This window comes from Hypericibacter terrae, assembly GCF_008728855.1.
Lineage (GTDB): Bacteria > Pseudomonadota > Alphaproteobacteria > Dongiales > Dongiaceae > Hypericibacter > Hypericibacter terrae.
Genome location: NZ_CP042906.1, coordinates 2108630 through 2121152 on the forward strand (window position 1 = coordinate 2108630; position 12523 = coordinate 2121152).

Genomic DNA, 12523 nt, shown 5'->3' on the forward strand with positions numbered 1-12523 from the left:
GATGCAGGACTGACCGATCACCATGCGCGATTTCCAGCTTCCCGGCCGTTCTCCCATCCGCGTCACAGAAGCGGCCGCGGCGACCTCCCATCCCCTGGCGACCCTGACCGCGATCGAGGTCTTGCGCGGCGGCGGCAATGCGGTCGATGCCGCGGTGGCGGCGGGTGCCGTGCTGGCCGTGGTCGAGCCGCAATCGACCGGGATCGGCGGCGACGGCTTCATGCTCTATGCGCCCAAGGGCAGCGGCAAGATCATCGCCTTCAACGGCTCGGGCCGCAGCCCGGCCGCCGCGACGCGCGACTGGTATGAGCGCGAGGGCTTCGAGAGCATCCCCGTCTTCGGGCCTCATGCCGTAACCGTGCCGGGCCTCATCGATCTCTGGGCGCGCGCTGTGGCGGATCATGGCAGCAAGGAGCTGGGCGCGCTGCTGCAGCCGGCCATACGCTATGCCGAGGAGGGCTATGTCATCCATGACCGGGTGGCGTTCGATTGGAGTTATTGCGCAGAGCTGCTGGCGCAGGATCCGGCTGCGGCGCGGATCCTGTTGCCGAACGGCCGCGCGCCCAGGGCCGGCGAGCGCCATCGCCAGCCCGAGCTGGGCCAGACCCTGCGGCGCATCGCCGAGAAGGGTCGCGACGGCTTCTATAAGGGGGCCGTCGCCGAGGACATGGTCAACCATCTTCGTTCGCTGGGCGGCCTCCACACGATGGAGGATTTCGCCGCGGTCAAAGGCGATTATGTCGAGCCGGTCCAGACCAACTATCGCGGCATCGGCCTGTTCCAGCTGCCGCCCAACAATCAGGGCCTGACGGCGCTCCTGATGCTGAATCTCCTCTCCGGCTTCGATCTCGGATCGCTCGATCCGGTCGGCGCCGAGCGGCTCCATCTCGAGCTCGAGGCCGGGCGTCTGGCCTATCGCGATCGCGACGCCCTGATCGCCGACCCCGCGAAGGCGCCGGTGCCGGTCAAGGAGCTGCTGTCGAAGGACTATGCCGACCGGCTGCGCCGCCATATCGATCCCGCCCGCGCGGCGACCGAGCTGCCGCCGCCGCTCCTGGGCAAGTCGGACACGATCTATCTGAGCGTGGTCGACCGCGACCGCAATGCCGTGAGCTTCATCAACTCGATCTATTATTCCTTCGGCAGCGGCCTGATGGCGCCCAAGAGCGGCGTGGTGCTGCAGAACCGCGGCGCCAGCTTCCGCATGGATCCAGCCCATCCCAACGTCATCGCGCCCAGCAAGCGGCCGATGCACACCATCATGCCCGGCATGGCGGTCAAGGACGGGCGGGCAATGATGCCTTACGGCGTCATGGGCGGCGATTATCAGCCCATGGGCCATGTCCATTATCTCACCAACCTGATCGATTTCGGGATGGACCCGCAGGCGGCCCTCGATGCGCCCCGTGTCTTCTTCAGCGGTCCGCTGGCCGAGATCGAGCGCGGCGTGCGTCCGGACGTGATTGCGGCCCTGCAGCAGAAAGGCCATCGCACGCTGATCGCGGAAGATCCGCTGGGCGGCGGGCAGGGGATCCTGATCGACTGGCAGGGCGGCACGCTGACGGCGGGCTCGGATCCGCGCAAGGACGGTTGCGCGCTGGGCTATTAGGTCGCTCTTTTCCCGGGAACTAAACCGGGGATTGCAAAGGCCGGGCGAAACTGAGCTCGTGGCCGTCGGGGTCAGCCAGGTGAAAGAAGCGCTCGCCCCATTCGGCGTCGCGGGGCGCCGTTGCCGGCCGGCACCCCGCGGCGAGCGCACGGTCGTAGAGTTCATCGACATCGGCAACGTAGAAGATGACGCGCCCCCACCAGGACCAGCGCCGCGTGGCGGGCTGGGCGATGAGATTGAGATAGCTCGCCCCGGCTCTAAAGCTGGTGAATGACGATTCTTCGCCGCCATGCAGGACCGCAAATCCGAGCGCGCGATAGAATCGGACAGCGCGTGGCATGTCGTGGGTGCCCAGTGTGACCGCGCTGATCCCCTCGATCATGGCGAGCTCTCCCGTTTCATGTGCCAGGGCCGTCCGCGTCGCGACTCTAACAGAAAGCCTGCGCATTCGTCTCGTTTCGGGCAAAGCAATCCCGTTGCCAGAACGCGCCTGGAGGGTTCGCATGGGCGTCGCGTAAAATGACGGCGAACGCGACTCTATCTCTTGCGTGCCGAGACTCCTCTGCGTCAGTCTCCTCCGGTTCGCGGTCGAGAGTTGTGTTGTGCCGGCGCCGCCGGGACGACATGGCCCAAGTCGGCACGCTGTCTTTCATCGAGGAGAATGAAGTGATCACCTCGCGCCCCGAGATCGTCGGCACCTTCGGCGTCGTCGCGACCACCCACTGGCTCGCCACGACCGCGGCTATGACCATTCTCGAAAAGGGCGGCAACGCTTTCGATGCCGCGGCCGCGGCGGGCTTCGTGCATCACATCGTCGAGCCCGACCAGAACGGGCCCGGCGGCGATGTGCCGATCATTCTCTGGAGTGCCGCGCGCAAGAAAGTCGAGGTGATCTGCGGCCAGGGCGTGGCGCCGGCGACCGCGACCGTCGCCCGCATGAAAGCCCTCGGCCTCGATATCCTGCCCGGCACCGGGCATCTGCCCGCGGTGGTACCCGGCTCTTTCGGGGCCTGGATGCTGCTGCTGCGCGACCATGGCTCGCTGACGCTGCGCGAGGTGATGACGCCCGCCATCACCGCCGCCCGCGACGGCTTCCTCGTGAAGCGCGAGGTCGCGAGCCTGCTTCATCACACGGGCGGCTTCATGAAAACGCATTGGCCGACCTCGGCCGCGGTCTTCCTGCCGGGCGGTCAGGCACCGGTGGCGGGATCGCTGCTGCGCGTGCCGGCCCAGGCCGACAGCTATGAAAGGATCCTTCGCGAGGCCGAGGCCGCGGGCGGCGATCGCCTGCGCCAGATCGAGGCGGCGCGCCAGGCCTGGTATCAGGGCTTCGTCGCCGAGGCGATCGACCGCTTCTTCCGCCAGCCGGTCATGGACACGACCGGCGAGGCCCATGCGGGCTTTCTCACCGGCCAGGACATGGCGCAATGGTCGGCCACGGTCGAGGCGCCCGTGACCCTGGACTATGCGGGCTACACCGTCTGCAAGCCCGGCCCCTGGGCGCAGAGCCCGGTGCTGCTGCAGCAGCTGGCGCTGCTCAAGGGCTTCGATATCGCCAAGATGGATCATTGCGGACCCGACTTCGTCCATCTGGTCCAGGAATGCACCAAGCTCGCCTTGTCGGATCGCGAAGCCTTCTATGGCGATCCGAAGTTCGCCGACGTGCCGCTCGATCGGCTCCTCTCGGAAGAATACAACGCCGGGCGCCGCAAGCTGATCGGGGCGGAAGCCTCGCTCGAGATGCGGCCCGGTTCTATCGAGGGCAAAGGCGGCCGGATCCCGTTGCGCGCCCGTGGCTCGACCCGCATGGCGCATTCGGAGACGACGGTCGCCGCCGAGGACGATACCAGCGGCATTCTGAGCTGGCCGCAGTTCCTGGCGAAGACGCGCGGCGACACCTGCCATCTCGATATCATCGATCGCTGGGGCAACATGATCTCGGCCACGCCCAGCGGCGGCTGGATGACGGGATCGCCGGTCGTGCCGGGCCTGGGCTTCTGCGTCTCGGCGCGCGGCCAGATGTTCTGGCTCGACGAGGATCATCCCAACGGCCTGACCCCCGGCAAGCGGCCGCGCACGACCTTGACGCCGGGCCTCGCCTTGCGCGAGGGCGAGCCCTACATGGCCTTCGGCACGCCCGGCGGCGACCAGCAGGACCAATGGTCGCTTCATGCCTTCCTGCGCCATGTCCATCACGGGCTCAATCTGCAGGAGGCGATCGATGCGCCGGGCTTCTATACCGATCATATGCCGAGCTCGTTCTATCCGCGCGAGTGGTACCCAGGCCATCTGGCGGTCGAGGCCGATTTCCCGAAAGCCACGCTGGCCGAGCTGCATCGGCGCGGACACAAGCTCGAGATCCATCCGCGCTGGGGCCACTACAACTCGATGACCATGGCCACGCGCGAGAACGGCGTGCTGCGCGCCGCGGCCAGCCCGCGGCGCATGCAGTGCTACGCGATCGGCCGCTGACGCACGTCGCCAAGGCGCGGCCTCAGCGCCCTGCCGCATAGCATTGCGCCTCGCGCGGGCTGGCCGCCGCCTTGAGCAGCCCGTCGCGGGTGGCCGCCGCCGTCACATAGCCCAGCTGATAGGGATCGTAGATCTCGAGCCGGTGGCCCCGACGCTTGAGCTCGCGCAATGCGTCCGGACCGATGCTGTCCTCGATCGCCAGATGCCCGGCGTCGTACTCCCGGGGGAAGAATGAGTCGACCAGGTGATAGGTGTGGAAGGCCGGCGCATCGATCGACGCCTGCAGATCCATGTCGAAATGGACATGGCGCAGGAAGACCTGGAGCGCCCACTGGTCCTGGCAATCGCCGCCCGGCGTGCCGAAGGCCATATAGGGCTTGCCGTCGCGCAAGGCGAGGGTGGGGGTGAGGGTCGTGCGCGGCCGCTTGCCGGGCATGATCGTTCCCGGCAGATCAGGCTCCAGCCAGAACATCTGCGCGCGCGCCGGCATGCCGAAGCCCAGCCCCGCCACCACCGGCGCCATATGCAGCGACGATCCGCTGGGCGTGCCTGAGATCATGTTGCCGTGGCGGTCGATGATGTCGAAATGCGTGGTGTCGCCCGTTGCGATCGGCTCGGGCTCGAGTTCCTTGGGCTTGGGATAATTGAAGTCGAGCGATTCCGGCGTTGCGATCGCAGTCGAGCCCTTGGACCTGATGATGAGATGAGGCTCGACGCCGGGCACCTGGCCCGGACGCAGCTCCATCGAGGCTGTAGGGCCGATCAGGCGGCTGCGTTCGCGGTTGTAGCTGTCGCTCAGCAGGATCTCGAGTGGCACGGAGGTGAAGTTCGGGTCGCCGTAATAGGCGTCGCGGTCGGCGAAGGCGAGCTTGGCGCATTCGGTGACGACATGGACGAATTCGGCACTGTTCGGCCCCATGCTCTCGAGGTCGAAACCCTTGAGCAGTGCCAGCTGCTGCAGGAAGGCGGGCCCCTGCGTCCAGGGGCCCGCCTTGCAGACCGTATAGGTCTCGTAGTCGTAAGTGACGGGGTCCTCGATCGTCGCGCGCCAGCCCGCGAGATCGTCGCCCGTCATCAGGCCGCGATGGCGCTCGCCCGTGGTGTCGAGCAGCTCGGTGCTGCGGAAGAAGCGATCGACCGTCTCGGCGACGAAACCCTCATAGAAGGCCTTCCGGGCCGCCTCGATCTGTCCCTGGCGGCTGCCGCTGGCGCCCTCGGCCTCGCGCAGGATGCGCTCGAAGGTGGCGGCGAGATGCGGACGGCGAAAGCGGCTCCTGGCCTTCGGCACCTGGCCGCCCGGCAGCCAGACCTCGGCCGAGGCGACCCAGTCGGTGCGGAACAGCGTCTCCACATTGCCGATGATCGCCGCGGTGTTGGGCAGGAGATAGAAACCGTCGCGGGCATAGGCGATGGCGGGCGTCAGCACCTCGCGCAGGCTGAGGCTGCCATATTCCGCCAGCAGCAGCATCCAGGCGCCGAAGGAGCCGGGCACGACCGCGGGCAACAGGCCGTTGCCGGGAATGACGTCGATGCCGAGGCGCCTGAAGGCGTCGCTGGTGGCGGCCTTGGGCGCGGTGCCCTGGCCGCAGATCACCTTCAGATGCGCGCGGTCGGCACTGTAGAGGATGAGCGGCATCTCGCCGCCGGGCCCGTTCTGATGCGGCTCCACCACATGGAGCGAGGTTCCCGTCGCGACCGCCGCGTCGAAGGCGTTGCCGCCTTTCTCGAGGATCGACATGCCGGCCGCCGTCGCCAGCCAATGGGTGGAGGTGACGACACCGAAGGTGCCGTTGATTTCCGGCCGCGTCTTGAACATGGGATGGCTTTCTGAGGCGGCCGGATGTCCGTGGGGTCGGGAGGCCGTCTCAACGGTGGGTTTTGCGTTTCCTGGCGGTGGGAGCGGAGGAGGGACTCTTGGCAGGCGTGGCGGTTTCCCAGCCGGCCAGAAGGAGCGCCATTTGCCGGCGCGCCATATCGCGGATCATTTCCGGCGTATGGCTCTCGGCCGCCAGCAGATAGCGCAGGTCATAGGCGTTGATCGCGTAGATCAGCTCGGCCGCTTGCGCCAGCGGGATCGAGGGCGAGATCCGGCCGGCCTTCACGAAATGCTCGAGCAGCCGCTGGATATGCCGCTTGAAGACGGCGCGGTTGCTGTCGAACTCGTCCTGCTCGTGATCGTGGGCGCGGACGATGGCCGCCAGCATCTCGCGCCAGAGCAGCTTGTCCTCGGTGCGGCGCAGCGGCGCCATATTGGTGTGGATGAGCTGGGCCAGCGCCTCGGCCGGATCCTCCGGTGGATGGCGCAGCAGCGCCTCGACCGGTTTCAACTGGTCGAGGCGGTCCTGCTTCAGCAGCTCCGTCAGCACGCCCTGCTTGGTGGCGAAGTAGTTATAGACGGTCGGCGTCGAGACGTCGGCCAGGGTGGCGATGTCCTCCATCCGCGTCCGGTCGTAGCCCCGCTCCCGGAACAGCTCGGCCGCCGCCTGCAGCAGGGCGGCGCGTTGCCGGGCCTTTTTGCGGTCCCGCAGCGCGGTGACTTCCTTCACGTCGTCTGGCATCGCCTGTCCTCTGCTTTGATGCCGGCACCGATCCCAGCCTGGCGACTATTGACAGAAAAGATAGATCGGCCATAAAAATATAGTCAAATAAGAAGTTTTATCAAACTAAACAAATGGGAGGAGTACCTTGCGAAAGAATCTCTTCGGCGATGTCCTGAAGGGCTCGCACATGAACCGGCGCGCGGCCTTGCGCGCGCTGGCCTCGGTGGGAATCGGCGTGGCGACGATCCCGCTCTTGCCGCGGCTGGGTGCGGCTGCAGACCCGGTATCGGTCTATACTTGGTCGGGCTATGACGATCCGCGGCTCTGCGCCGACTATGTGAAGAAGCATGGCGGGCCCCCGAACTTCAGCTTCTTCGGCGACACTTCCGAAGCGCTCAACAAGCTCCAGGCCGGCTACAAGGTCGATGTCGCGCATCCTTGCGCCGACGACATGACCCGCTGGGTCGGCACCGGGGCGGTCAGGCCGATCGACGAATCCCGCCTTGAGCATTTCGGCGAGTTCTGGCCCGAGCTCAAGAATTTGCCCGGCACCGTGAGCGAAGACGGCAAGCAGCGCTTCTTCGTGCCGTTCGACTGGGGCAATTCCTCGATCGTCTATCGCACCGACAAGGTCGAGGTGAAGGAGCCGTCCTGGCGCATCCTCTATGACGACGACCGGTATAAGGGCCAGGTGGCGATGTATGATTCCGGCCCGCCGGCCGTGGAGATTGCCGGCGCCATTCTCGGCGCCAAGGACATCTTCAACATGACCGATGCCGAGATCGCCGATGCGACCAAGCTGCTGCGCCGCCAGCGCGAACAGGTGAAGTTCTATTGGTCGGACAATTCGACGATCGAGCAGGGGCTGTCGTCGGGCGAGCTGGTGGCCGCCTACGCTTGGAACGATTCCGTGCGTCGTCTTACCAAGCAGGGGGTGCCGGTCGCCTATATGGATCCGAAAGAGGGCATGCGGACCTGGGTCTGCGGGCTGGTGTTACCGAAGAATGGCGGCAACGAAGATCTGGCCTATGATTTCATCAACGCCTTTACCTCGGCGGAAACCGGAGCCGTCATGCTCGACGAGTTCGGTACCGGTCATGTGAACCAGAAATCCTTCGGCATGGTCAGCAAGGAGACGCTGGATTCGCTGGGCCTCGACGATCCGACCGCGATGATGAAGCGCACGGTTTTCCTGCGCGCGGTCAATATCGATCGCGAGCAGAAATACAACGAGGTCTTCAACACCGTGAAGGCCGGCGGCTGAGACGCAGCCCGGCCGCTCCGCCCGAGCGGCCGGCTCCGCCGCGGTGGGCGCCGTCGGCGAATCCTCGATCCTGGCCGGCAGCATGGCAAGCACGGCCGCCGAATAGAGCCCTTGGCCGATCACAAACTTGTAACTGCGGCGCCCGTCATATCTGGTTGACGGGCGGCCGGCGACCTATGTGATCCTCTGCGACAGAGAATATCGGCGGAGGATTCAATGCGTCAGGACATCATCGATCTCTACGACGCCTTCACCCACGGCAATATGGGCCGGCGGGCTTTCATGGAACGCCTGACGAAGCTGACCGGCAGCGCCGCCGCGGCCCTGGCCGCGGTAAAGCTGCTGCAGCCCGATTCCGCCGCGGCCGCCATGATCGCGGAGAACGATCCTCGTCTCGTCATCGATACCGTGACCATCGATGGCGGTCCCAAAGCCTATTGGGCCAAGCCCGCGGGCGGCGGCGATTCGTTGCCGGGCGTGGTCGTGATCCATGAGAACCGGGGCCTCACGCCCTATATCCAGGACGTCGCCCGTCGCGCGGCGGTCGAGGGCTTCTCGGCCCTGGCGCCGGATCTTCTGAGTGCGTCGGGCGGTACGCCGTCCGATCCCGACCAGGCGCGCGACATGATCGGTACGCTGGCGCCGGCGCAAACGGTCGAGGACATCCGCACCACCATCAACTGGCTGCGCTCGCGGCCCGACAGCAATGGCAAAGTGGGGCTCGTCGGCTTCTGCTGGGGCGGCGGCATGGTCAATCTCGTGGCGGAGGCCGAGCCGACGCTGGACGCGGCCGTGGCCTTTTACGGGCCAATCCCGCCGCTGGATCAGGTGGCGAATATCCGCGCGCCCCTGCTGCTGCATTATGCCGGTCTCGATGAACGCATCGATGCCGGCGTGCCGGGCTATCGCAAGGCGCTGGACGATGCGGGTGTGAAATACGAGATCTACATGTATGACGGCGTCAATCACGCCTTCCACAACGACACCTCGGCCGAGCGTTACGCGCCCGACGCCGCCAAGCTGGCCTGGCAGCGCACCATAGATTTCTTCAAGAGCCACCTGATTTGATGTTCGGGCGCGAGATGCTGCGATGCCGCGCGACTTGAACCGGAGCGACGAACCTCATATATGAGGTTCCATGCTCGAACGGATCAACAGATCGTCGGTCTTCAAGATCGCAACATATTGCCGGCGCCTTGGGCGCAACGGTGGCGTCCGCGCAGATGATTCCGCCCCTGCCCGGGGTCGGGCGATCGGTTAGATCCCCGCGCCCGGCCACCAACCGGCAGGGGCGTCCTCCTCTCGATAGCAGATATCGATTTCCGCGCAAGCGGCAAGCTCGGCTGCGCGACCTGGCGGTAATGCCGGTCGCGCCGCTGCAATTTCATTTTTAGGAGGTCAAGATGGGCCAGATGGATTCTTCCGCGCTGTTGCCGTGGATCAGGATCGAGAAGCGGGATTACGAGCAGCTGGATGTCCTGGTTGGCTCGACAGCCAAGCATCGGAATGGCGAGGTCGTGGACTACCTCGTGGGCGAGCTGGTTCGCGCCGAGATTGTCGAAGATGGGGGCTTGCCGGGTTCCGTCGTCGGTATGGGCTCGCGCGTCACGTTCCGCGATGAAGGAACGGGCGTGAAGCGGACCGTCACGCTGGTCTTCCCGTCGGAGAAAGCCCGTCATGCGGACGGCGTTTCCGTTCTGACGCCGGTGGGCGCGGCGCTGATCGGTCTTTCCGAATCCCAGTCGATCGCCTATCGGGGCGCGGATGGACGGACGCGCATCATCACCGTGATGGAGGTATGGCCGGTGGGCGCCCGTACGGAGTGACGGCAGGGCGCGATCGAGAGACGGCGAGTTGGATGGGTTTACGGCGGCCGGCTAAATCGCGTCGGCTGCCGGACCTGTCTAACCGGCAACTCGCAGCGCGCGATTGGGAGCGCCGCCCAGCGACGCGGACAGCTTGTCGGCATGCCGCCGGACGATCTGGCCCAGCTCCTCGATCCGGCTGCTTTCCTGTCGGGTCTTGAGGCCCGTGACGCTGATGGCGCCGGTGGCGACGTCGGTGCGGTCATAGACGCAGGCGCCGACGCAGATCACACCCTCCACGTCTTCCTCGTCGTCGACGGCATAACCGCGCTCATTGACGGTCGTAAGTTCCCGCAGCATGGCGGCCAGGGTGGTGATGGTGTGAGGCGTGCGCCGCGGCAGGCCGGTCTGGCGCAGGATGCCCTCGGCGTCGCGCCGCGCCATCGCGGCCAGCATGGCCTTGCCGACGGCGGAGCAATGCGGCGATTCACGCCGGCCCAGCGCGTCGCCGAAGCGAACGGTTCCCGGGCCGTCGACGCGCCCGACCACGACCGCATAGGCGCCGTCGAGAACGGCGACGCGCGAGGTCATCCCGGTCTCTTCCGTCATCTCGCGCAGGATCGGCAGCGCCAGGTCGGAAAGCGAAAGGTTCGCCACGGCGAGCTCGCCCAGCCGCGCCAGGGTCAATCCCAGGCGGTAGCGCCGGCTCTGGCCTTCGCCGACATCGGCGATGACGCCATGCGCCAGGAGCGTCTGCAGGATGGCGTAGGTGGCCGCCTTCGACAGCGTCAGGTCGCGGGCGAGATCGCTCAGCCGCGCGCCGTCGCGGCCCTGGCGTGCGATCAGCTCCAGGAGATCCAAGGCTCGGCCTAGGCTTTGCACCCGGTAACGTTCGTCGGTCATGACACCCGCTTGTCAGATTTCCGGCCACCCGGCCCGTGCTAGGCTGGCCCGCTCGCGTTTTCGACCGGGTCTGTTGACTTCGCTCGGACCGGCCACTTACTCTATTAGCAATACAAAACCACGTTCGGCAATACCGAACCAATACGAAGCTCCTTCGCCATCAAGGGGCGGGCAGGAGGCAAGGCGCACATGGCGGACAAGCCGAAGAAACTGCGATCCACCGACTGGTTCGGCGGCGAAGGCAAGAACGCCTTCATGCACCGCAGCTGGATGAAGAATCAGGGCCTGCCGGCCGACCAGTTCGACGGCCGTCCCGTGATCGGCATCTGCAACACCTGGTCCGAGCTCACCCCCTGCAACGCGCATCTGCGCGACATCGCCGAGCGCGTGAAGCGCGGCGTCTATGAGGCCGGCGGCTTTCCGCTCGAGTTTCCCGTCATGTCGCTGGGCGAATCCAATCTGCGCCCGACCGCGATGCTGTTCCGCAACCTCGCCAGCATGGACGTCGAGGAATCGATCCGGGCCAATCCGATCGACGGCGTGGTGCTGCTGGTCGGTTGCGACAAGACCACGCCGGCGCTGCTGATGGGCGCGGCGAGCTGCGACATCCCGGCGATCACCGTCTCGGGCGGTCCGATGCTCAACGGCGACTATCGCGGGCAGAAGATCGGCTCCGGCACCCATGTCTGGCGCGTCTTCGAGGATGTAAAGGCGGGCAAGATCTCGACCGCCGACGCGCTCGCGGCCGAGCAGGGGCAGAGCCGCTCGCCCGGCCATTGCATGACCATGGGCACGGCCTCGACCATGGCCAGCATGGTGGAAGCGCTCGGCATCGGCATGACCGACAACGCCGCTTTGCCGGCAGTCGATGCGCGCCGCCGCGTGCTGGCGCAGATGGCGGGCCGGCGCATCGTCGACATGGTCCGCCAGGACGTGAAGATGTCGAAAATCCTGACGCGCGACGCGTTCGAGAACGCCATCCGCGTCAATGGCGCCATCGGGGGCTCGACCAACGCCGTCATCCATCTGATCGCGATCGCGGGGCGGCTGGGCGTCGAGCTTTCGCTGGACGATTGGGATCGCCTGGGGCGGGACGTTCCCACCATCGTCGATCTGATGCCCTCGGGCCGCTTCCTGATGGAGGATTTCTGCTATGCGGGCGGCCTCAAGGTCGTCATGCGGGCGCTCGCCGAGAAGGGGCTGCTGCATCTCGACGCCATGACCGTGACCGGCGAGACCGTGGGCCAGATCGTGCGCGACGTGCCGAACTACAATCCCGAAGTAATTCGCGGCTTCGACAATCCGCTGACGGAGCATGGCGGCATTGCCGTGCTGCGCGGCAATCTCTGCCCGCAGGGCGCCGTCCTGAAGCCTTCGGCCGCCAGCGAGCATCTGATGCGTCATCGCGGCCGCGCGGTCGTGTTCGAGAACATCGAGCATTACCACGCGCGCGTCGACGACCCGGCGCTCGATATCGACGAGAACTGCGTGATGGTGCTGAAGAATTGCGGGCCCAAGGGTTATCCCGGCATGGCCGAGGTCGGCAATATGGGGCTGCCGACCAAGGTGCTGAAGAAGGGCATCACCGATATGGTGCGCATCTCGGACGCGCGCATGAGCGGGACCGCCTATGGCACGGTGGTGCTGCATACCGCACCGGAGGCCGCGATGGGCGGACCGCTGGCGCTGGTGCGCGACGGCGACATGATCGAACTCGACGTCCCGGCCCGCCGCCTGCATCTCGAGGTCTCCGATGCCGAGTTGGCCGAACGGCGCAAGAGCTGGGTCCCGCCCCAGCCGCCGCAGGGGGGCGGCTATCAGCGGCTCTATGTCGACCATGTGCTGCAGGCCGACCGCGGCTGCGATCTCGATTTCCTGGTCGGCAAGCGCGGCGCCGACGTTCCCCGCCATTCGCACTGAGGCACGAGAC

At 66.3% G+C, this 12523-nt stretch carries 10 protein-coding genes; 6 read left to right on the plus strand and 4 right to left on the minus strand.

Annotation, left to right across the window (positions count from 1 at the left end; translation table 11 throughout):
• Positions 1-22: 22 nt before the first annotated feature.
• Positions 23-1609, plus strand: coding sequence for a gamma-glutamyltransferase (gene ggt, locus FRZ44_RS09680; protein ID WP_151176990.1), 1587 nt, complete (start codon positions 23-25; stop codon positions 1607-1609).
• Between the two features lie 19 nt (positions 1610-1628).
• On the opposite strand, the gene FRZ44_RS09685 is transcribed toward ggt, so the two are convergent.
• Positions 1629-1991 carry a VOC family protein gene (locus FRZ44_RS09685; RefSeq protein WP_151176991.1) on the minus strand — a complete coding sequence of 121 codons (363 nt, stop codon included), beginning with the start codon at positions 1989-1991 and terminating at the stop codon, positions 1629-1631.
• Between the two features lie 242 nt (positions 1992-2233).
• Between FRZ44_RS09685 and FRZ44_RS09690 the strand changes: the two genes are divergently transcribed.
• A complete protein-coding gene (locus tag FRZ44_RS09690) occupies positions 2234-4081 on the plus strand; it encodes a gamma-glutamyltransferase family protein (RefSeq protein ID WP_151176992.1) in 1848 nt (615 codons plus the stop codon).
• Positions 4082-4103: 22 nt separating this feature from the next.
• Here FRZ44_RS09690 and FRZ44_RS09695 read toward each other — a convergent pair whose 3' ends face one another.
• A complete protein-coding gene (locus FRZ44_RS09695) occupies positions 4104-5897 on the minus strand; it encodes a gamma-glutamyltransferase family protein (protein ID WP_151176993.1) in 1794 nt (597 codons plus the stop codon).
• Between the two features lie 49 nt (positions 5898-5946).
• Positions 5947-6639, minus strand: coding sequence for a TetR/AcrR family transcriptional regulator (locus tag FRZ44_RS09700; RefSeq protein WP_151176994.1), 693 nt, complete (start codon positions 6637-6639; stop codon positions 5947-5949).
• 127 nt (positions 6640-6766) lie between these two features.
• On the opposite strand from FRZ44_RS09700, the gene FRZ44_RS09705 reads away from it, so the two are divergent.
• From FRZ44_RS09705 to rnk, 3 genes are all read left to right on the plus strand, one after another.
• Entirely contained in the window at positions 6767-7885 is a 1119-nt protein-coding gene (locus FRZ44_RS09705) for an ABC transporter substrate-binding protein (protein WP_151176995.1), read from the plus strand.
• Between the two features lie 216 nt (positions 7886-8101).
• Positions 8102-8953 carry a dienelactone hydrolase family protein gene (locus FRZ44_RS09710; protein ID WP_151176996.1) on the plus strand — a complete coding sequence of 284 codons (852 nt, stop codon included), beginning with the start codon at positions 8102-8104 and terminating at the stop codon, positions 8951-8953.
• A 335-nt stretch (positions 8954-9288) separates the two neighbouring features.
• Positions 9289-9711: a nucleoside diphosphate kinase regulator gene (gene rnk, locus FRZ44_RS09715; RefSeq protein WP_225308627.1), complete on the plus strand. Its 423-nt coding sequence runs from the start codon at positions 9289-9291 to the stop codon at positions 9709-9711.
• Between the two features lie 78 nt (positions 9712-9789).
• On the opposite strand, the gene FRZ44_RS09720 is transcribed toward rnk, so the two are convergent.
• On the minus strand, positions 9790-10593 hold the full coding sequence (locus FRZ44_RS09720; protein ID WP_151176997.1) for an IclR family transcriptional regulator: 804 nt from the start codon (positions 10591-10593) through the stop codon (positions 9790-9792).
• A 189-nt stretch (positions 10594-10782) separates the two neighbouring features.
• On the opposite strand from FRZ44_RS09720, the gene FRZ44_RS09725 reads away from it, so the two are divergent.
• Positions 10783-12513: an IlvD/Edd family dehydratase gene (locus tag FRZ44_RS09725; protein ID WP_151176998.1), complete on the plus strand. Its 1731-nt coding sequence runs from the start codon at positions 10783-10785 to the stop codon at positions 12511-12513.
• The last annotated feature ends 10 nt before the right edge of the window (positions 12514-12523 follow it).